Here is a 21,846-nt window from a genome sequence, read left to right as displayed (position 1 = left end):
CGCCAATTGCGAATGTATACTTCTACTCGCCGCAGAAAACGGGTGGCGCTAAGCCTGCTTCTGCTGTATTCGGCCCAGCTCGTGCAGCCGGTGGCCTCTTACGCCCTCACCAACGGCGCCAACCAGGTGGAGTACACGTCCTACGAGCCCATGGGCACCACGGACATGGTCAACCTCATCACCGGCGACTTTACTTACAACGTACCCTTGATTGAGGTACCCAGCCCGGAAGGCGGCTACAGCCTGCCGCTGAGCTACCACAGCGGCATCGGGCTAGAAGACGAAGCCAGCTGGGCCGGCCTGGGTTGGAACGTAAACCCGGGTGCTATTTCGCGCGCCAAGGTGGCCTCGGCCGACGACGACTTCAACGTGCAGACCGACGTGCACGTGGAGGACCCGGGCGGCAGTGGCTACGTCAAGAACTACCTGCTGTACCAGCGCAGCTGGGATTCGCAGAAGGGCTTCGGCGGGGCCGTAAACCTGTTCGACGTGGTGGGCATGAGCTGGGGGCGCGGCCAAGTGCAGGATGCCTCCATTATGGGCTTGACCTTCGACAAGGACAAAGCCAAATTCAGCCCGGAGCAGGCCTTCAACGCGGTAATGACGCTCAGTACATTAGGCGCTTCGGCACCGGCCGCTTCGACCCTCAAAGGCTCGATGACGGCCTTGCAGATCGAGAATACGCTCAAATTCGGCCAGACCGTCATGGACATCGGCATGACGGCCCAGGGCCTCTACACCGGCTACAAGTCGCAGGGCAATTCGGTGAGCAACATCGGGCAGTGGCGCCAGGAGCAAAGCTCGTCGTGGCTGGGCTTCCGGCAGGACTACAAGTACTGGCTGGACGCCACCCGCGAAGAGCACAGCTACGGCTCCTTGTACCTGGGGCAGATGAAGCACCACGTCTTCCCGTTCATGTCGTACTGCCCCAACGACTGCGACGAATCCTACCCGCGTCTGGGCGTGCCGGGCGGCAGTTGGCAGCCCGCCAAGCCCTTTCCCATGTCCACTTACTTCGACAACGGCACGCCGGCACTGACCAGTGACATGTACACTTACGTGGAGCCCGATGCCACCTACGCGTACTCGTTCAACCCGGCCCACGTCGCCTTCGACTCGTACTCGGTGATGGGCGGCGACGTAACCGGGGCCATGGCGCCGTACCGCCCGGAAATCGGCTCGCTCATCAACCCCAAGCAGCTCTCGATGGCGTCGACCAAGTTCAACGTGGTGCCCTTTCTGGAGGAAGGCGTGGAGCTGAGCAAGGTGCAGTTCAAGTACAACGGCGACCCGGGCAACGCCTACTCCCACCACGACAGCAACGGGCCGGGCATGAGCATCAGCAACGGCACCAACCCGCTGCGGGCGTATTACAACCTGACCGACCCCAAGCTGACGGCCGCCAGCAGCCGCGTAGAGGCCGACCGCGTGGGCCTCTACAACAAGCGCCTAGCGCAGGGTAAGCACGTGGAGTGGTTTTCCAACGCCGAAATGCGCAACAACACCCCCGCCCAAACCGGCAAGGTGATGGAATACGCTCCGCTTGGCGACAGCCGCCGGCAGAACGACCGCAACACCTGGCCCAGCCGCGGCGTCGGCGCCTTCGCCGTGACCGGGGTCGATGGCACGACCTACCACTACGCGCTGCCCGTCTACAACAAACAGCAGATCGAGTACAGCGGCATCGAGGGCCAGGAAGCCAGCAAGTTTTCTACCTCGACGACCAACCCCTCCATGTCGTCCGAGGGCTGGTACGCCACCACCTGGCTGCTGACGGCCATTACCGGCCCCGACTTCGTGGACCGCGGCCAGATCGGCACGGTGGATGCGGCCGATGCGGGCTACTGGGTGCGCTTCGAGTACGGACGCTTCGCCACCGACTACCAGTGGCGCTTCCCCTATACCGGCTACATCCACGACGTCAACCGGGTGTCGTACAGCCGCGGCATCAAGGAAAACTACTACCTGAACGCGGTGCAGACTCGCTCGCACACGGCTTTGTTTATCAAAGACGTGCGCAAGGACGGCCGCAGCGCCTACACCTACACCTCCGACGGCTCCTTGCCGCCCGGGGCCCGCGCCGAGGACAACAAGTACCCGGCTTCCAGCCTGGCCCTGCGCGAGATAGTGCTGCTGCGCAACGACGACTACCAGCAGCTGCAAGACCAGGGCTTCGCGAAAAACTCCACCGCCGGCGCGGCCATCGACGCCAACCAGCTGAACGGGCCCGCCGCGCAGCAGGGGGCCACTTGCTCGCTCAGCGACGTGTACGACGTGTACGACGTGGGCACCGGGGCCTTCCGCGCCTTTCTCGATGAGCGGGCCCAGCGCAAAGTGGTGCTGAACACCAGCTACAAGCTTTGCCCCGGCACCACCAACTCGTTTGAAAGCGCCGCCGCGCCCCCTGCGCTCAACGCCAACCAAGCCACCGGCCGCCTGGGCAAGCTCACGCTCCACAGCGTGAGCTACTACGCGGCCAACAACGTCAAAGTCTTCCCCGATTTCAAGTTTGAGTACAGCCCCGACAACCCCGCCAAAAACCCGGCTTACAACCGCGACGCCTGGGACGGCTGGGGTTCCTACAACGCCAACGGCGCTTACTCGCACTTCTCTAACGGCAGCGACCCAACGGTGTGGCACCTGACCGACATCCTGACGCCGCTGGGCGGGCGCGTGAAAATCGACTACGAAAGCGACGAGTACGGTTCCATCAGCGGGCAGCCCATCAAGCAGCACGTCAACGTGAGCGGCTTCCGCGCCACCGATGCCACCCACGGCGTGCTGCAGTTCGACATCCGCAGCATCGCCCCGTACACGCTGACGGATTTCCTGAGCAACGGCACGACGGTGACTTTCAACTACCTCGCGGCCAAGCAGGAGCAACGCTGCTGGAAGGCCATCGGTGGGGGCCAAAGCCCGGATTACTACGATTACAACATCTCGCCCACCCAGCTGGTGCAGTCGCTTACGGCCAATAGCTTTGCCATCAGCCGGCCCCAGCTGATGGGCGGCCACGGCAACAGCCTGCAGGGCTGTAACGACGCTACTTGGTACAGCACCGACGGCAACCTGGAATTCACCCTGGCGTCCAAGCGCGGCGGCGGGGTGCGCGTGGCGGCCGTTACGGCCCAAGACGAGGTGGGCCACCAGTACCGCACCGGTTACCTCTACACCCGCAACGGCCAGCGCACCGGTGCCAGCTCCGGCGTAGTGGCCCAGGAGCCCGAGCTGGTGCGCACCGCCGACTACCCCTTTTACAACTACTACGACTACCCCACCACGCCCGTGCTCTACGGCAAGGTGACGACCGTGGAGGGCATGGTCAGCGACACGGACTACAAGCAGAAGGTGGAGTACAACTTCGCCACCCCCGACGCTGGCGACATGGTGGTGGCTCACACTATGGTGGCCAACCAGTACCTCGGCTGGCGCACGCAAACCGGCGGGAAGGTGGAAGATTCCAAGCTCTTCAACTTCGATATTAAGAACTACACCTCGCGCATCGGGCGCATCGAAAGCATCCGCGTGCTCGACAAGAGCGGCTTGGCCATGGGTGAAACCCAGTTTGAGTACACCCAGCAGCCGGCCGACAACCGCGGCTTGTACACCAGCGGCGCCATCCTGAGCGAAGTCGAAAAAGCTGGCGACGCCGGCTCGCCCATGCACCTAAAGCTGAGCCGTACCACCAAAACCCAATACCCCAACGTGCTGACCAGCGTGCGGACTACTTCCAACGGCCTGACCACCGTGCGCACCAACAAAACCTGGGACTTCGTGACGGGCGGCGTGCTGGAGGACGAATGGTACAGCTCGACGGGCGAGTGGTTCCGCACCCGCAAGGTGCCGGCTTATACCAAGTACCCCGAGCTGGGCTCCAAAGCCCAGAACGCGGCCAATAAAAACATGCTCAGCCAGGGCGCGGCCACTTACACCGAAAAACTGAACGGGGCCGGGCAGGTGATGAGCCTGCTGGCTGCTGCCGTTCAGACGTGGAAGAAGGACTGGGCTACCTACCGCGGCTACAACCCGAACACCGAGCAGTACGAAGCCCAAACCGGCGCCGTACCCGTGTGGCGCCAGCACCGCAGCTACGTGTGGAACAACCCGCGCCCCAACGCGGTGGGCCTGACCTCGCTGGCCGATTTCACCGATTTTGCGTGGACCTCGGGCGCCACTCAGCCCCGCAACTGGAAGCAGCTGGGCGAAGTGACCGTTTACGACGACTATTCGGCAGCACTGGAGAGCAAGGCCCTGAACGGCCGGTACTCGGCGCAAAAGCGGGGCTACGGCAACGCGCTCGGCATTGCCCGGGCCTCCAACGCCAAGTACAACGAAATAGCGTATTCCGGCGCCGAAGACGTGAGCAACGTCGGTGGACGCATGCACTTTGGCGGCGAAGTGCGCGGCGCCGATTTGCGCTCGACCACTTACAGCCACACCGGGCGCTACAGCGAGCAACTGGGCAACGGGCAGCGCGGTTTCATCTTTGAAGCCAAAGCCGGCACGACCGACGGGCTGGAGCTGGACCGCACCTACCGGGCCAGCGCCTGGCTGCACCAAAGCGACCTAGCGGCCGCCGGCGGCCGCCTCTACGCGGCCCTGCTCGCGGGTACCGTCGAAAACGAACTCGGCAGCGTGGCTATCAACAGCACCGGAGTCAAGCGCGCCGGCGACTGGTACCTGCTGAATCTGACGTTCACCGTACCGGCCGGCGCGGCCAATCAAATCGTGCGCATCGGCTGCAAAAACCTCGGTGCCAGCCCGGTGTATTTCGACGACTTCCGCTTTCACCCGGTCGACGCCACCTTCACCTCGTACGTGTACGACCCGCAAACCTGGCAGCTGACGCACTCCCTCAACCAGGACAACCTCTTCACGCGCTACGAGTACGATGCCAAAGGGCAACTCGTGCGCACCTACCGCGAAATCCTGGACGTGGGGCAGCCCGTACGCCTGACCTCGGAAACCGTGAGCCACTACGCGCGTGACCGGCGCTTCACCCTGACAGCTTCCGTAGCACCCGGCGTGAGCGGCACCATCGCGCCGCTGGGCGCTAGTACGCTCTACGTCGGCGACGACCTGACCTACGCTGCCACCGGCGCCAACTGCAACTGGATTGCCTCGTCCTCCTTCACCGTCGACGGGATTGGCTATTTCGGCTCGGCAACCCTGCGCGACGGCACCCGCATCAGCTACGACCCGGCGACCAGCAGCTACACCGTTGCCAACCTCGGCGGTGACCATAGCCTGCGTGTGAGCTTTGACAACGCGAACTACCCCGCCGCCGGTACCGAAGTGGAATTGGGCTGCGAACAGTGCCCGGACGGCACGCTCACGGGCCGGGCTACTTTCGGGCGCGCCGACGGCTGCGGGGGCTACACCTCAATTTACCAGAAGCAGTCCACAACTTGCCGCAACTTTACCAGCGGCATGAAAACGTATACGTCGCTGATCATCGCCTGCCCGGAAAGCGGCCCCACGGGGCGCCCGGCAGCAGCCGAACAGCGCAAGGCCACGCCGGCCCCGGCGGCCCGGCCGCGGTTGGAGCGCGGCAAATAAGCTTGCGTGGTACTCCCAAATACCGTCGCCCCGGTGCCGTCCTCAGTGAGGCGCTGCGCCGGGGCGACGGAGCAAGAAGGGCGCTGCGGCGGGGGCTACCCGGCCCAGCCTTCCCGGTCGAGGCTGCGGTACTGAATAGCCTCGGCCAGGTGCTCGATGCGGATTTCTTCGCTGCCGGCCAGGTCGGCAATGGTGCGGGCTACTTTGAGGATCCGGTCGTAGGCCCGGGCCGAAAGACCGAGGCGCTCCATGGCCGTCTTGAGCAAGGTGCGACCCGCCGGGTTGATCTGGCAGATGTCCTTGACCATCTGCGAGGGCATCATGGCGTTGGAATGGATGTCGGGGAAATTATGGAACCGGGCGGCCTGCACCTGCCGGGCCTGCTCCACGCGCTCCTGAATGGTGCCGCTGCTCTCGGAGCGGCGCGTCTCGGTCATCTGGTCGAAGGTCACCGGCGTCACTTCCACGTGCAGGTCGATGCGGTCGAGCAGCGGGCCGGAGACTTTGTTCAGGTACTTCTGCACCACGCCGGGCCCGCACACGCATTCTTTGTCCGGGTGGTTGTAGTAGCCGCAGGGGCAGGGGTTCATGCTGGCAATGAGCATGAAATTGGCCGGGAAGTCGATGCTGACCTTGGCCCGCGAAATGGTCACGCGGCGCTCCTCCAGGGGCTGGCGCATCACCTCCAGCACCGTGCGCTTAAATTCGGGCAGCTCGTCCAGAAACAGCACGCCGTTGTGCGCCAGGGAAATTTCGCCGGGCTGCGGGTTGCCGCCCCCGCCCACCAGCGCCACGTCCGAAATGGTGTGGTGCGGGGCCCGGAAGGGGCGGGTGTTCAGCAGCGAAGCATTGGTGCCGAGCTTACCGGCTACCGAGTGAATCTTAGTGGCTTCCAACGCTTCCAGCATAGTCAGGGCCGGCAGGATGCTGGGCAGGCGCTTGGCCAGCATGGTCTTGCCCGCGCCGGGCGGCCCAATCATGATGACGTTGTGCCCGCCGGCCGCGGCTATTTCCAGGGCCCGCTTGATGTTTTCCTGGCCCTGCACGTCGGCGAAGTCGGCGGCGTACTGGTTGGCCGAGTGCATGAACACGTCGCGGGTGTCCACCGTCAGCGGCTCGATTGCGGCGCGGCCTTCCACAAAATCGATGGCCTGCTGCATGGTGTCGACGGGAATCACGTCGAGGTTGTTGACGATGGCGGCTTCCTGAGCATTTTGTCGGGGCAGGATAAAGCCCTTAAAGCCCTCCTTGCGGGCCTGAATGGCAATGGGCAGCACGCCCTTAATGGGCCGCAGCTCCCCGTCCAGCGCCAGTTCGCCCATGATGATGTACTCGCCCAACCGCTCGGTGCTGATTTGCTGGGAGGCGTGCAGAATGCCCAGCGCGATGGCCAAGTCATACGCCGAGCCTTCCTTGCGAATGTCGGCCGGGGCCATGTTCACTACTACCTTGGTGCGCGGCATGTTGTAGCCCCGCACCCGCATGGCCGCCTCGATGCGCTGCTGGCTTTCCTTGATGGCGTTATCGGGCAGGCCCACCACGAAAAAGCCCATGCCCTGAGATACAACGACTTCAATAGTAATGGTATAGGCATTAACGCCCTGCACGGCCGAGCCGTAGGTCTTGGTAACCATAGAGATAAAATGCAAGAGAGGGAGGGCGAAGATAAGGATGCCCGGAGGCTGGGCAATGAAATCAGGCCGGCATCGTGGGCAACATCAGGACGTCATCCTTCATCTGGCGTACGGCGCAGCCGAAGGACCTTCCTCAAAGCCTGCACCGCCGCTGCCGACGCCTTTCTGCTAAAGGCAGCTAACTAAGAAGCGCAGCCACCGCGGCCCTTACGATGGGGCATTAGTGGCTGCGCTTCTTAGTTAGTGCGGGGTGCGAGGAAGGTCCTTCGGCTGCGCCTCAGGATGACGGGCTGCTTTTTATCTACTGGCAGAATTACGCCGCCACCAACTGCTCGATGAGCATGATCATGATGTGAATGGCCTTGATGTGGATTTCCTGAATCCGGTCGGCGTAGCCGTGGTGCGGGGCCCGGATTTCCACGTCGGCCAGGGCGGCCAGCTGCCCGCCGTCCTTGCCGGTGAGGGCAATGACCTGCAGGCCGGCGGCTTTGGCAGCTTCGGCCGCGCGCAGGATGTTGGGCGAGTTGCCGCTGGTGCTAATGGCCAGCAGCACGTCGCCGGGGCGGCCCAGGGCCTGCACAAAGCGGCTGAACACAAACTCGAAGCCGTAGTCGTTGGCCACGCAGGTCATGTGCGAGGCTTCCGTCAGGGCAATGGCGGCCAAGGCGGGGCGGTCCTGGCGGTAGCGCCCGCTCAGCTCCTCGGCGAAGTGCTGGGCGTCGCACAAGGAGCCGCCGTTGCCGCAGGTCAGCACTTTGCCGCCCTGCTGAAGGCTGTCGGCCACGAGCCGCGCGGCCCGTTCGATGGACTGGATGTGCTGGGGTTCGGTCAGGAACCGGTCGAGCACGCTGCGGGCTTCGGTCAGCTCAGCCCGGATAAGGTCGGAAAGGGTGTTGTCTGCCACGCGGCAAAGTTACATCAGCGGGCGGTCTGAGGGGCGCACCGTGGTGTCGGTGGGATGGTCGTCGCCGGAGTAGGGCGTGGCGGGCGGGGGCGTCATGCTGCCGCGCGGAATGGCGCCGGGGGCCGGCTCGGGGCGGGGCACAGTGGTGGCCGCTACGGGGCGCACGTCCCGGTCGCGCTGCTCCAGCTGGTGGTCGTAGAGCTTGGCTTTCAGTTCGTTGACCTTAAGCTCGTGGCGGCTGATGTCGCGGCGCATGGCCACGTTGTAGGCGTTTTCGGTGAGCAGCAGCAGCAGCAGCAGGCCCGCGCCGATGAGCGTCATCACGTACCAGAATTCGGCCGGGTTCTGGTTGCCGGTCAGCGCCATCATGGCGTCGCGGGCGCCGCCCGTCACGACGAACAGCACGGTGAGCAGCAAGTACACCATCACGGCGACGGTGGCAATACGGCGAATAATCAACATGGGGAAGGGGAGGAGTGAGGGTGTGGAAGCCGCCAACGGGCGTCGGCGGCGAAATATACCCTTTTACGCATGCTGGGGTTCGGATGTGGTGCCGGGGCGGCGTTTACGCCAGCGCCGGGTTGTTCTGCATGCGGCTCAGGCGGGCGTAGAGGCCGTCGGGGCGCAGCAGCAGCTCGTCGTGGGTGCCGCGTTCGGCAATGCGGCCGTTTTGCAGCACCACGATTTCGTCGGCGTGCTGCACGGTGCTCAGGCGGTGGGCAATAACCAGCGAGGTGCGGTTGGTCATCAGGCGCGTGAGGGCTTCCTGCACCAGCTTTTCGCTTTCGGTGTCGAGGGCCGAGGTGGCTTCGTCCAGGATGAGAATGGGCGGGTTGCGCAGGATGGCGCGGGCAATGCTCAGGCGCTGCCGTTGCCCGCCCGAGAGGCGCGCGCCCCGGTCGCCAATCATGGTCTGGTACCCGTCGGGGGCGGCCATGATGAACTCGTGGGCGTTGGCAATTTTGGCCGCTTCGATGACCTCGGCTTCGGTGGCGTCGAGCTTGTTGAAGCGGATGTTGTTGAAGATGGTGTCGTTGAACAGGATGCTTTCCTGCGTGACGATGCCCATCTGCTCGCGCACCGAGTGCACGGTGCAGTCGCGCAGATCCTGGCCGTCGATGCGGATGCTGCCCTCGGTCACGTCGTAGAAGCGCGGGAGCAGGTCGGCCAGGGTGCTTTTGCCGCCGCCCGAGGGCCCCACCAGCGCCACGGTTTTGCCCTTGGCTACAGTGAGGTTGATGTCGCTGAGCACCTGCCGCCCGTCCTCGCCGCCGTAGCCGAAGCCCACGCCGCTGAACTCGATTTCGTGCCGGAACGCGGGCAGCGTCGCGGCGCCGGGCTTGTCCTTGATGCTGGGCTCGGTGTCGATGATGCTCAGCACCCGCTCACCGGCCACCAGGCCGCGCTGAATGTTGCTGAACGAGGACGAGAGGGCCTTGGCCGGCACCAGAATCTGCGAAAACAGGATGATGTAAGTGATAAAGGACGCCGGGCTCAGGCCAGCCGTGCCGCTGAGCACCAGGGAGCCGCCGTAGTACAGCAGGCCGGCCACCACCATCACGCCCGCAAACTCGGAGAAGGGCGAGGCCAGGTCGCGGGTGTTGTCGATGCGGCGCTGCGTCTTGGTGTACTGCTCGTTTTGCTCGTGAAACTTCTCCGTCACGTAGGGCTCGGCGTTGAAGGCCTTGATGACGCGCATGCCGCCCAACGTCTCGTCAATCACCGAGAGCATGGTGCCCAAGGTCGACTGGCTGGTCTTGGCGTGCGTGCGCAGCCGCTTCGACACGCCCGCAATCAGCCCGCCCGAAATCGGCAGCAGAATCAGGGTAAACAGCGTGAGCTTCACCGACATGCTGAAGAGCACCGCGAACATGAAAAAGATGGTTAGCGGCTCGCGCACCACCGATTGCAGCGTGTTGATAACGGAGGTTTCTACTTCCTGCACGTCGCTGGTAAAGCGCGACATCATGTCGCCCTTGCGCGTGGCCGAGAAGTAGCCCAGCGGCAGGCGCGTCACGTTTTGGTAGAGCGCCGCCCGCATCTGGCGAATTACCCGGGCCCGCACCCGCGCCACCAGGCGCAGGCTGAGGTAGCGAAACAAGTTGCTGAAAAACACGGACACCACGATGACGCCGCACACGAAGCCCAGGGCCCCCATGCGTCCTTCGGTGGCCACCACCTGCCCAAAATAGTAGTTGAAGGTGCCCGTCACGTAGTCCAGGCTCAGCGTGAAGGGCGGCGCCACCGTCGGCAGGGGCTCCTTGCCTTCCACCCCGAAGAGCACGTTGAGCAGCGGAATGACCAGGCTGAAATTGGCAATGCCGAAGAAAATGCCCAGCACCGTGTACAGAAAGTACAGCGGCACGAAGTCGGCGTAGGGCCGGGCAAAACTGAGAATGCGCAGGTATGTCTTCATCGAAAGCACAAAGGTAACCCCCGGCGGGGCTACGCTATTCGACGCTACACCCGGCCGAATACCTTAACCGCCCGCGCCGGCCGAGCCAACACCGATTGTGGCACCGGCTGCGGGCGGTAGTACCCAGTAGTCATTGCGAGCGAAGCGCGGCAATCGGTCCGCTAGTAGCACCGCCGATACAATGCTTGCTACCCAAAAAACACCCCCGCCCGTAACCCCAGGTACTTGGTTCCGAGCGGAGGTAATGGGGGCTGCCAGCTGAGCCGACGTGCCGCGAGAGGAAGGATTGCCGCGCTTCGCTCGCAATGACTGCCAGTGCATCGCTTACTCGCGCCGGAAGGTCTGGGTCACTTCAATTGGGCCGAGGATGTGCAGGTTGAATTCGGCCAGCTCCTCGGCCGGCACCCACAGCTCGTCGTGCTCGGGGCCGCCCACGTTTTGCACCGGGAAGCGGGCGGCATAGGCTGCGCCCACCTCAAAGCGCAGCACGTAGCCCACGCCGTAGTAGGGCACGTTCCAGTCGCGGGCAATCTGGACCGCGTAGGCCTCGTTGGTAACGGGGTAAAAGATGGGCTGCTCGGGCAGACGCGGCGGAAACGCCTGCCAGCCGCTTTGCGCAATGAGGTCCAATTCGGCCTGGTTAACGGGGCGGTAGAGCGTGATGGTAGCGGTAGTCTGCATGGGGGTAAGGGGAATAAGCCGGCATAAAACGAATGATGCCACGACTGCAAGCCGTGGCACCACCGAACGACAATCGTCCTCAAAATTAGGGTGATTCGGACAACTTAGCCGTGCCCCGGGCTTAAAACTCGTGCAGGCGCTGGGCCGCGTTCCAGCGCAGGGCCAGCGAGGGGTACACGCCCGTGGTGCGGGTGCCGTCGGCCCGGGCGCTGCGGGCCACCAGCTTGGCGTCGAGCCAGAGGTTGGGCCGGGCCATCCAGGTAGCGGTGAAGTCGGCGAAGAGCTGCTCCACGCGGCGGCCTTGGGCCACCACGTTGTTGTAATCCTGCACCCGGGTGGTGTAGGGCTGCAGCACGTTGCCGCCGTAGTTGAGCAGCTTGGGCCGGCCCAGTTCGTCCAACACCGTCACGTCCTCGCCGTACACCGAGTAAAAGCCCTTGCCCACCAGGGTCAGGCGGGGCAGCGGCTGGTAGCTCAGCTGCCCGAACAGCTCCCGCAGGTTGGCCCCGATGGGGTGGGCCAGCGGCTGCCCGTAGTGCTCGTAGGCGCGGTACAGGTCGAGGTGCTGGTAGGTGTAGGGGCGAATGAAGTTGTACTCCACCTGCAAGTCCAGGTTCGAGAGGCCGAACACGTCGAGGTACTTGCCGCCCACCTGGAAGGCCTGCTTGTTGGCCCACCAGCCGTTGCCCGAGCGCACCTGGCTCACCACCAACTCGTCGAGCACCACTTGGCCGTAGAGCTGGGCGCGGCGCTTGATGTTCCAGCGGAAGTCGGCGCCGAGGATGGCGTTGTCGTTCGAGCCGACGGCCTGCTCCACGCTGCGGTAGAAGATGATGGGGTTCAGGTACTGCAGCTCGAAGCGCCCCTTGCCGCGCCCGAACATGGTCGACTCGAACAGGCCCACGTTCAGCCCCGGCGTGATGTCGACGCTGAGGTGGTGCAGGGCCATGTACTTCTTCTGAAACACCGTGTCGATGTTGCGCCGCTCCGCGGTCAGCTCGGCGAAGAGGTTCTGGTAGTTCAGCTTCCAGACGCGCGTGTTCAGCTTCAGGAAGAAGTACGGCGCCGAGAAATCCGACAAAATCAACGAGCGGTAGCCGTTGCCGATGACGTTGCGGTCGTGGCCCAGCTGCACGTTGATGTGGCGGGTGGCAGCGTAGGTGATGTAGCCCCGGGCGGTGAGGAAGTCGAACTGGTTTTGCTGGTTCTTGAAGTACTTCCAGTAGCCCTCGTGCGGCACGGCGTTGTCACGGCGGATGCGGCCGGCTACGTACTCCGGCACCCGCATCTGCGTGTCGGTGAAGTAGGTATAGAAGCCCAGGCGCTTGTCGATGGTGCCTTCCACCTGCGCCCCGCGGGTGTTGGTGTAGAGGAAGCCGTCGGAACCGCCGCCCACCTGCAGGTTCAGCACCGGGTTCACGCGCAGCTGGAAGTCGGGCGAGTTGACGCTGAACAGGTCGGTGGGCGTGCGGTAGAAGTGCTTCAGGATGGGCCGCTTGCTCTCGGCCGGCCCGGCGGCCGAGTGCGTCCAGTTGTCCTGCTGCAGGTAGGCTTGGTTGAACTCATCCACCCGGCCCGCGGCGGCCATGCGCGCTGCCAGCCGCGCCACGGCCGCCCGGTTGTAGGGCCGCGTGGAGGTGTGGATGTCGCCCGCCGAATCGGGGCCGTACTTGATGGCGTAGCGGTCAATGAGCCGGTACACGTCCTGATCAAGCGGCACGTACACCGGCGCCTGCAGCGGCGCTTTGGGGTCCGTCACGTCGAGGCGGGCTGGCGCCGGGGGCGTCGGCGCCACGGGTGAGGGCACGAAGGGAGCCGGGGCCGCAACCGGCAACGTGGCCGGGGTCGGCGTGGGCGTTTGGGTTGTATCGGTCACCTGCGCCAGCAGGGGCGAGGCGGCACCGGTCAGCAGCAGGCCAAAGCCCAGCCGGGGAAGAAGTCGGTTCATAGCGAAAGGGTAAGCGGCCTGCATACGCAAGCCGCCCCGGCGAAGCTACAATGCAACCCTGAATCCCACCCGTTCTGCCCCCGGGGCTACGCAATTAATACATTACGACGCGCCCCTACATGCCACTAACACCGTTTTCGGCCCCGTCGACACGCTGCTCTATGCCGTCGGCACCAGATGCGAAACCGTTGCCACCAGTTCCGGAGCCGTCAACCCGTTACTCCATTCTTTCGACACGCTACACGGCCCCGCCCCTTGCCGCCTTCCGCCGCCCTACGCAGCGCAAGCCGCCTGCGCCGCGTAGATTTGCCGTTCCCGCACCCTCACGCCCGTTGCCATGAGCACCGCCCAACCGACCATCGTGCTGCTGCACGGTTTTGCCGAAAGCCGCGAAGTCTGGACCGCCTTCACCCGCGACTTTCCCGACGACTACCGCCTCGTCACGCCCAACCTGCTCGGCTTCGGCACCAACGTGCACGACATCCGCGACTTCTCCATGGAAGCCCAGGCCCGCTACCTGGCCGAGTACCTGCGCCAGCGCGGCGTCGAGCGGGCCGTGTTCGTGTGCCACAGCATGGGCGGCTACGTGGCCCTGGCTTTTGCCGAGCGCTACCCCAGCATGGTGGCCGGCCTCTCGCTGTTTCACAGCACCGCCCTGCCCGACACCGAGGAGCGCAAAGCCAACCGCGACAAAAACATCGACTTCATCCAGCGCCACGGCGTGGAGAAGTTCATGGACTCCTTCGTGCGCCCGCTCTTCGCCCCGGCCAACCGCGAAAAGCTCGTGGATGAACGCTGCTTCCTCGAAGAAATCGGTAAGGCTACCCCTCAGGACAGCATCATCGGCGCGCTAAAAGCCATGAAGCAGCGCCCCGACCGCACCGAAGTGCTGCGCAAGGCCCGCTACCCGGTGCAGTTCATCATCGGCAAGGACGACGTGGCCGTGACCGTGGAAAGCCTGCTGCCCCAGCTCACCCTGCCCACCGAAAGCCACGTGCTCATCCTCGACGGCGTGGGCCACGTGGGCTTCTTCGAGCAGCCCGAGGTGACGCGCCGCGCCGTGCTCGACTTCGCCGGGCGCGTGTTCGAACGCGAGGAATAAGCGGCCGCGCGGCTACCGGCCAGGCAGGCCGAACGTGACGGGCACGGTCATCGACACGGGCACCGGCCGACCCTGGTAGAGGGCTGGTTTCCAGCGCGGCATGGTCTGGATGACGCGCACCGCCTCCGCGTCGAGCAGCGGGTGCACGCTCTTCACCACCACCGGCTGCTGCACCTGCCCGGTCGAATCGAGCACAAACTGCACGAACACCCGCCCCTGCGCGCCCTGCGCCCGGGCCTCGGCCGGGTAGCGCAGGGTTTTGGCCATGGTGCGCATCAGCCCGGCCATGCCGCCCGGCGGCTCGGCCATCACGTCGAAGGGGTACTTGGGCGAGGCCGCGGCCGGCTCGGCGGGGGGCAGCCGAAAATTGACCGGCACGGTATAGGCCACGTTCACCGGGCGGCCTAGTTGCCGGCCCGGGGTCCAGGCCGGCATCAGCTGAATCACGCGCAGGGCTTCTGCGTCGAGCAGGGCGTGGGCGCCCTTGCTCACCCGGGCTTGCTCGATGCGCCCCTCCGTGTTGACGACGAACGTGACGAACACCTTGCCCTCGATGCGCTGCTGCTGGGCTTCGGCTGGGTACTGCAGCTGGCTGCCCAGAAACTGCATCAGGCCCGGCATGCCGCCCGGCGGCTGGGGCATCTGCTCCACATAGGTGTAGACCTTGCCGCCGACGCGCACGGTGTCGCCGGCCGGGACGGTTTGGGCATGGGCAGTAGCGGCGGCCAGCGTCAGGCCCGCCAGCAGAATGCGGAAATGCATAGATGGATAGGATAAGGGGTGGAGCCGAAGCCGCGACTAGCGGCCCGTGCGGGTGACGGTCGTGCGAATCTTGAAGGAGAGCGGGACAATGAGGTAGCTGCGCACGGGCTTGCCTTCTTCCAGCGCCGGAAACATGGGCGGCAGCTGCGCCACCACCCGCAGCGCTTCGGCGTCGATTTCGGGCGACACGGACTGGATAACCACCGGATTTTCCACCAGGCCGGCTTCGCTCACTTCGAAGAGCACCATGAGCTTGCCTTCGGTGCGCCCGCGCAGCGCTTCCACCGGGTAGCGGATGTTCTGCCCCAGAAATTTGGTCAGCGAAGCCACGCCGCCCTCCACCGACGGCATGACCATGGGAAACAGGTGCAGCCCCGGCGTGACGCCTGCCGTGCCCGTCGCGCCTTGAAACAGGATGGGCACAATGGTAGAACTTTTGATGGGCCGGCCCTGGCGCAGGGCCGGCTGCCAGCGCAGGCCCGGTTGGCGCAACGCCTCGGCGGCGGCCGCGGTCATCTGCTCGTGGGCCTGGCGCAGGGCTTTCTTGTCGGCGCCGCGCTGGGCTTGCTGGTGCATGTCGGTGAGCACGTAGGTTTTGCCCACCTGCCCCAGCGAGTCGAGCTCCAGCTTCACGAATACCAGCGCCGAGGCCTGGGCCTGGCGGGCGGCCTCGGGGTAGTGCAGAGCTGTTTTCAGGAATTCTTCCAACGCCCGCTGCCCGCCCACGGGCCGGGCCGGCTGGCCTTCGGCCGCCGGGCGCTGCCCGCTCAGCGCGGGCGTCACGGGCGGCAGGCTGAAGGTGACGGGCAAGGTGTAGAGCACGCTCACCGGGCGGCCGTTCTGCCGGCCCGGTTCCCAGGCCGGCATCTGGCTTACCACGCGCAGGGCCTCGGCGCCCAGCCGCGGGTCGGGGTTCTGCAGCACTTTGGCCTGCTCAATACCGCCGGCGACATTCACCACGAAATTGACGAACACCCGGCCTTCGATGCGCTGCTGCAGGGCCTCGGGCGGGTATTGCAGGGTTTGACGCAGGTACTGCTTCAGGGCATCCATGCCGCCGGTAGGCTGGGGCATTTGCTCCACATAGGTGTACACTTTGCCGCCGACGTGCACGGTGTCGCCGGCCGGGGCGGTTTGGGCTTGGGCGGTAGCGGCGGCCAGCGTCAGGCCCGCCAGTATAATGCGGAAATGCATTAAAAATCGAATAAAACGGGAATATCAGACGAATCTGCCTTGCAAGATACGCAGGGCACCGGCGTGCCAGCTCGGGTTGCGAGAGGAACACTAGCGTGGAACTGGTTGCCGTGCTGCTTATATCTTGCGGAATAAATACTTTTCGGCGGCATTCGCCCGAATCCTATTCGCTACGCTTGTATGAAGTTCTGTTTACGCGCCCAGCCCGCGCACTGGCTGCTGGGTCTGCTCCTGCTGCTGGGTTCCGCCGCCCGCGCCGCGGCCCCCTTGCCCACCGTCGTCACGGGCCACATCGAGCACCCGGCCAGTCGCCGCGTAGCCTTGTTTCTCGGGAATCACCCCGTCACCCGGCGCCCCCTGCGCGCCGTTTGGGGCGAGCTGGACGAGGCCAATAACTTCCGCCTGGAGGTGCCCGACCTCCCGTTTGGCCAGCAGGCCGAGTTTGTGCACGGCGGCGAAACGGCCGAGCTGTACCTGACCCCCGGCGACGAGCTGCACCTGGCCCTCGACGCCGAGCAGTTCGACGAAACGCTGACTTATACCGGCCGCGGCGCCAACGCCAACAACTACCTGGCCCAGCGTTTCCTGCGCTTCTACGACTTTCCCCTGCCCAGTGGGCCACCACCCGCCCGCGACCAAGCCGCGCCCCGGTCTTGGCGCACCCCGGAGCAGGACCAGCGCCTGAGCGACTCGCTGCAGCAGGGCGAGCACGCGTTTCTGCGCTCCTACGCCGCCGAGCACCCGTTGCCGGCCGACTTCGAGCGGTTTGCCCGCACTTCCATTGCCTATGCCTCCGCCGCTGGCAACCTGTGGTACCCGTACCTGAAGCGGCGCAAGGAGCAGAACCCAGACTGGCCCACTCCGCCCGGCTACTACGAGCGGCTGCGGCAGCTGCCCTCCCTGGACTCGGCCATGCGCCAGCACAGCGCCGAGTGGGCAACCCTGCTGGAATGTTACCTGTCCACCGTGCTCTACAACAGCCCCCGGCCCGTCACGGCCAAGGAGCTGCCCGCCCAGCTCACCGCCCACTTCGGCTCCAGCCGCACCCGCGACGTGGTCATGGCTCAGTACTGCGTGTACGTGCTGCAAAGCCAGAAACTGACTGCGGCCCAGCCCTTCGTGGCGGCCCTGCAGCAGATGACCCGTGATACGCTGCTAGTAAACCCGGTGCAGCGCCTCTACGCGCGCAAGTACAAGCTCAGCGGCGGCCGCCCCGCTCCCGATTTCACCGTGCGCGACGCCACCGGCAAGCCGGTGCGCCTGTCGGACTTCCGCGGCAAGGTGGTATATCTGGACTTCTGGGCCAGCTGGTGCGCCCCCTGCCTGCAGGAAATGCCCGCCAGCGCCGCCCTGCGCGAGAAATACGCCAAGCAGGACGTGGTTTTCCTCTACGTGTCGGTGGATACCAAGGAGCCGGCCTGGAAGGGCGCCCTGGCCAAGCCCCTGCTCACCGGCCCCAACGCCCGCCACGGCTGGGCCCAGGGCTTCGAGACGCCGGCGGCCAAAGCCTATTCGATTGAGTCCATCCCGGCTTACTTCATCATCGACCGCCAAGGCCAGCTGCGCGGCAGCGCGGCCCCCCGGCCCAGCGCCGGCCAAGCCACCATCGACGCGCTCAACGAGGCCCTGGCGAAGTAAACGGCCGGTCCGTGACGCGTGCCTGCACGACGTAGTGACCCATGCTTGCGTCTCAATCGTTGCCGATGTCTGGTCGTCATCGTTCAACGACGAGACGCAAGATTGCGTCTCTGCACCATTCTGCCAACATCCATTCCCTAAACAGAACGGCTCCGGATGAAGTACCATCCGGAGCCGTTTGGCTAATAGGGTGAAGCTTACTTCAGCAGCCCTTGCTGCAGCAGGTACTCGGCAATCTGCACCGCGTTGGTGGCGGCGCCCTTGCGCAGGTTGTCGGCCACCACCCACATATTCAGTGTGTTCGGCTGCGACTCGTCGCGGCGCAGGCGGCCCACCAGCACGGCGTCCTTGCCGTGGGCGTCCTTGGGCATGGGGTAGCGGTTGTTGGCCGGGTCGTCCACCACTTCCACGCCGGGCGTTTCTTCCAGCAGGCGGCGCACCTCGACGAGGTCAAAGTCCTTGGCGAATTCCACGTTCACGGCTTCGGAGTGGCCGCCCACCACCGGGATGCGCACCGTGGTAGCCGTCACGCGGATGGAGTCGTCGCCCATGATTTTCTTGGTCTCCTTCACCATCTTCATTTCCTCCTTGGTGTAGCCGTTGTCCTCGAACACGTCGATGTGGGGCAGCACGTTCAGGTCGATGCGGTGGGGGTAGGCTTGCGAAGTCACCTCGCCGCCGGCGCGCTCCTGCATGAGCTGGTCGACGGCTTTTTTGCCGGTGCCCGTCACGCTCTGGTAGGTGCTCACCACCACGCGCTCCACCTTGTATGCTTGGTGCAGGCGGCTCAGGGCCAGTACCATCTGAATGGTGGAGCAGTTGGGATTGGCAATGATTTTATCCTCGGCCGTGAGTACGGCGGCGTTGACCTCGGGCACCACCAGCTTCTTGCTGGGGTCCATGCGCCAGGCCGAGGAGTTGTCGATAACCACCGTGCCCACTTCGGCGAAGCGCGGGGCTTGCTCCTTGCTCACCGAGCCGCCGGCCGAGAAAATGGCCACGGCCGGGCGGGCGGCCACGGCGTCGTCCATGCTCACCACGGGGTACTGTTGGCCCTTGAACTCGATGAGCTGGCCCACCGATTTTTCGGAGGCGACGGGCAGCAACTCGGTGACGGGGAAGTTGCGCTCTTCGAGCACTTTCAGCATCTGGCCACCCACGAGGCCGGTGGCACCAACGACGGCTACTTTCATCTTCAGAATCAGCGAAAAACCGCTTCAAGCGAGGCGGCCCGCAAAAATCGGCAAAAACGCGCGGAATTGCACCCAATGGTTTAGCTTGCGTACCGGTGCGACGTGGCCGCGCGCCGGCGCGCGGCCTCAGCATCAGTCTTTTCTGCTCCTGTTTGCTGCCTATGCTGCTACGTGTACTCCGCGCCCTAAGCCTGGTATTGGCGACGGCGGCCCCGGCCGCCGCCCAGCTCAACGAAACCTTTACCGACGGCGACTTCACCCAGAACCCCGCCTGGACCGGCGACGCGACTGGTTTTCAGGTAACCAGCCAGCAGCTGCAGAGCAACGGCCCGGCCGTGACCGGTACGCAGCTGCAGCTGGCCACGCCCGTGCAGGCCGTCACGGGCACCACCTGGGAATTCTGGGCCAATCTGCGCCTGGCCACGTCCAGCGGCAACCTCGCCGACGTCTGGCTGATTTCGGAGCAGGCCGACCTGAAAGCGGCCGGCAACCGCGGCTACTTCGTGCGCCTGGGCGGCACCCCCGACGAGGTGGCCCTGTTCCGCAAGGACGCCAGCGGCGCGGGCAGCTACGTCATCAACGGCGCCGACGGCACGCTGGCCTCGACCACCAACAACCTGGTGCGGGTGCGCGTGACGCGCACTCCAGCCGGCGTCTGGACGCTGGAGCGCGACCTGACGGGCGGCACCAATTACGTGAGCGAGGGCACCGCCACCGACAACACCTACCAGCGCAGCCAGTACCTGGGCGTGCTGCTGACGTATTCCTCGGCCAACAACCGGGCCTTCACCTTCGACGACTTTCGCGTCTCGGACCAAGCGGAGCCGCAGCTGAGCAGCGCCACGCCCCAGAGCGGCACCACGCTTGATGTGCTCTTCAACGAGCCGGTAGCGGCCAATATCCCGGCTTCGGCTTTCCGCCTGAGCAGCGGTGCCACCGCCAGCAGCGCCGCGCGCGACGCCCAGGACCCCGGCCTCGTGCACCTGACCTTTGCCGGCACCTTCCCGCTGGGCCCGAATACCCTGGAAGCGCGCAACGTGGTAGACCTATACGGCAACGTGGCCACCGGGCCGCTCACGGCCCCGTTCGTCTACAACGGTACGCCGGTGCTGCCCGGCCCGAATCAGCTGCTCATCACCGAAATCCTGGCCGACGAAACGCCGCAAGTAGGGCTGCCGGCGTCCGAGTTTATTGAAATCTACAACCCCTCGGCCACCAACCCGCTGGACCTGGCCGGGGTGCGCCTGACCAAGCCGGGCAGCACATCGTCGGCTATTTTCCCGGCTGGCTCTCTGCTGCTGCCGGGCGAGTACGCGGTGGTGTGCGGCAACACCCGCACGGCGCAGTTTGCCAGCTACGGCAAGGTGTTCGGCCTGACCAACTTCCCGGCGCTGGGCAACACCGGCGACCAACTGCTGCTGCGCGCCCGCGACGGCCGGCAGCTGTTTGAGGTGAACTACGCCGACACCTGGTACCGCGACAACAGCAAAAAGGACGGCGGCTGGACGCTGGAAATGGTGGATACCGGCAACCCCTGCGGCGGGGCCGACAACTGGTTGGCCAGCACCGACGCCAGCGGCGGCACGCCCGCCCGCGCCAACGCCGTGCGCGCCGCCAACGCCGACCGCACCGCGCCCGCGTTGCTGCGCGCCGTGGCCGCCACGCCCACGCTGCTGCGCCTGACCTTCGCCGAAAAGCTCGACAGCACCCTGGCGGCTAATCCCGCCCTCTACAGCTTGGGCACGGGCGGCCCCGCGGTGCAGCGCGCCGTGCCCGTCGCCGCCGATTTTCGGGCCGTGGAGCTGACGCTGGCCGCCCCGCTGACGCCCAGCCAACCCTACGCCCTCACCGTGCAGCGCGCCACCGACTGCGTGGGCAACGGCGCCGGTCCGCTGACCTCCGCCACGCTGGTGCTGCCCTCTGCGGCGGCGGTCAACGACATTGTTATCAACGAAGTGCTGTTTAACCCGCGCACCGAAGGCTTCGACTTCGTGGAGCTGTTGAACCGCTCCAATAAGTACATTGACCTGCAGGGCTGGCAGATCGGGCGGGTGCGCCCGGACAGCATTGCCGAAAACCGCACCATCATCAGCGAACCGTACGTGCTGGCCCCCGGGCAGCTGGTGGTGCTCAGCCAGCGCCCCGACGTGGTACAGGCCCAGTACGCCAGCAGCAGCGACCCGGCCGCCTTTCTGCCGACCCTCACGCTCCCCAGTTACCCCGACGATGCGGGCATCGTGACACTGATCAACGGCCCGCAGCGCATCGACCGGTTCGACTACAACGAGAGCCTGCACCTGGCCCTGCTCGATACCCGCGACGGGGTATCATTGGAGCGCCTGCGGCCCGACGGGCCCAGCCGGGGCGCCAACTTCCACTCGGCCGCGGGCAGCGTGGGCTACGCCACCCCGGGCCGGCGCAACTCGCAGTTCTTGGCCGAGTCGGGGAGCAGCCAGCAGTTTGCGGTGGAGCCCGAAGTCTTCACGCCCGACGACGACGGGCAGCAGGACTACACCACCCTGAGCTACCGCCTCGACGGGGCCGGCTACGCTGCCAGCGTCACCGTGTACGACGCCGTGGGCCGCCTTACCCGCCGCCTCGTGCGTAACGAAAGCCTAGCCACCACCGGCTTCTTCCAGTGGGACGGCCTCACCGATGCCCGCCACAAAGCCCCGGTGGGCTACTACGTGCTCCACATCGAGCTGTACAAGCCCGGCGGCGGCGCAAAAAAGGAGTACAAGAAGACCGTGGTGGTAGGCGCGCGGCTCTGAGTAGATAAAACGAGCTTACGAAGTGCCCACAACCAGCCCGTCAT

Annotated in this window: 13 protein-coding genes; 4 read left to right on the top strand and 9 right to left on the bottom strand. The window is 65.2% G+C overall.

The annotated features are described in order from the left end of the window. The first annotated feature begins 12 nt into the window (after positions 1-12). Positions 13-5,559: a hypothetical protein gene (locus LJ737_RS11465; protein WP_227765758.1), complete on the top strand. Its 5,547-nt coding sequence runs from the start codon at positions 13-15 to the stop codon at positions 5,557-5,559. 95 nt (positions 5,560-5,654) lie between these two features. Here the strand turns inward: LJ737_RS11465 and LJ737_RS11460 are convergent, their stop codons facing one another. The 6 genes from LJ737_RS11460 to LJ737_RS11435 form a co-directional block, all read right to left on the bottom strand. Continuing rightward, complete coding sequence (locus LJ737_RS11460) at positions 5,655-7,193, bottom strand: YifB family Mg chelatase-like AAA ATPase (protein WP_227765756.1); 1,539 nt, start codon at positions 7,191-7,193, stop codon at positions 5,655-5,657. 313 nt (positions 7,194-7,506) lie between these two features. Next, positions 7,507-8,097 carry a D-sedoheptulose 7-phosphate isomerase gene (gene lpcA / locus LJ737_RS11455; RefSeq protein ID WP_227765754.1) on the bottom strand — a complete coding sequence of 197 codons (591 nt, stop codon included), beginning with the start codon at positions 8,095-8,097 and terminating at the stop codon, positions 7,507-7,509. 9 nt (positions 8,098-8,106) lie between these two features. Then, positions 8,107-8,559 (bottom strand): hypothetical protein, encoded by a 453-nt coding sequence (locus LJ737_RS11450; RefSeq protein WP_227765752.1) that lies wholly within the window; start codon positions 8,557-8,559, stop codon positions 8,107-8,109. A gap of 103 nt (positions 8,560-8,662) precedes the next feature. Then, positions 8,663-10,513, bottom strand: a complete 1,851-nt coding sequence (locus LJ737_RS11445; RefSeq protein WP_227765750.1) for an ABC transporter ATP-binding protein — start codon at positions 10,511-10,513, stop codon at positions 8,663-8,665. Between the two features lie 324 nt (positions 10,514-10,837). Beyond that, on the bottom strand, positions 10,838-11,194 hold the full coding sequence (locus tag LJ737_RS11440; RefSeq protein WP_227765748.1) for a hypothetical protein: 357 nt from the start codon (positions 11,192-11,194) through the stop codon (positions 10,838-10,840). A gap of 121 nt (positions 11,195-11,315) precedes the next feature. Then, positions 11,316-13,142: a capsule assembly Wzi family protein gene (locus LJ737_RS11435; protein ID WP_227765746.1), complete on the bottom strand. Its 1,827-nt coding sequence runs from the start codon at positions 13,140-13,142 to the stop codon at positions 11,316-11,318. Positions 13,143-13,479: 337 nt separating this feature from the next. On the opposite strand from LJ737_RS11435, the gene LJ737_RS11430 reads away from it, so the two are divergent. Next, positions 13,480-14,244: an alpha/beta fold hydrolase gene (locus LJ737_RS11430; protein ID WP_227765744.1), complete on the top strand. Its 765-nt coding sequence runs from the start codon at positions 13,480-13,482 to the stop codon at positions 14,242-14,244. Positions 14,245-14,256: 12 nt separating this feature from the next. Here the strand turns inward: LJ737_RS11430 and LJ737_RS11425 are convergent, their stop codons facing one another. Together LJ737_RS11425 and LJ737_RS11420 are read right to left on the bottom strand one after the other, a co-directional pair. Then, complete coding sequence (locus tag LJ737_RS11425; protein ID WP_227765743.1) at positions 14,257-15,006, bottom strand: energy transducer TonB; 750 nt, start codon at positions 15,004-15,006, stop codon at positions 14,257-14,259. A 36-nt stretch (positions 15,007-15,042) separates the two neighbouring features. Beyond that, positions 15,043-16,200, bottom strand: coding sequence for a TonB family protein (locus tag LJ737_RS11420; RefSeq protein ID WP_227765741.1), 1,158 nt, complete (start codon positions 16,198-16,200; stop codon positions 15,043-15,045). Positions 16,201-16,380: 180 nt separating this feature from the next. On the opposite strand from LJ737_RS11420, the gene LJ737_RS11415 reads away from it, so the two are divergent. After that, positions 16,381-17,838 (top strand): TlpA family protein disulfide reductase, encoded by a 1,458-nt coding sequence (locus LJ737_RS11415; protein WP_227765739.1) that lies wholly within the window; start codon positions 16,381-16,383, stop codon positions 17,836-17,838. A 197-nt stretch (positions 17,839-18,035) separates the two neighbouring features. Here LJ737_RS11415 and LJ737_RS11410 read toward each other — a convergent pair whose 3' ends face one another. Beyond that, on the bottom strand, positions 18,036-19,031 hold the full coding sequence (locus LJ737_RS11410) for an aspartate-semialdehyde dehydrogenase (RefSeq protein WP_227765737.1): 996 nt from the start codon (positions 19,029-19,031) through the stop codon (positions 18,036-18,038). A gap of 161 nt (positions 19,032-19,192) precedes the next feature. On the opposite strand from LJ737_RS11410, the gene LJ737_RS11405 reads away from it, so the two are divergent. Continuing rightward, complete coding sequence (locus LJ737_RS11405) at positions 19,193-21,802, top strand: lamin tail domain-containing protein (protein ID WP_227765735.1); 2,610 nt, start codon at positions 19,193-19,195, stop codon at positions 21,800-21,802. Positions 21,803-21,846 lie beyond the last annotated feature (44 nt).

It is taken from the genome of Hymenobacter sp. 15J16-1T3B (assembly GCF_020711235.1).
GTDB lineage: Bacteria > Bacteroidota > Bacteroidia > Cytophagales > Hymenobacteraceae > Solirubrum.
Note: the sequence above shows the minus strand (reverse complement) of the source record. Positions and strands in the feature narration are given on the sequence as shown.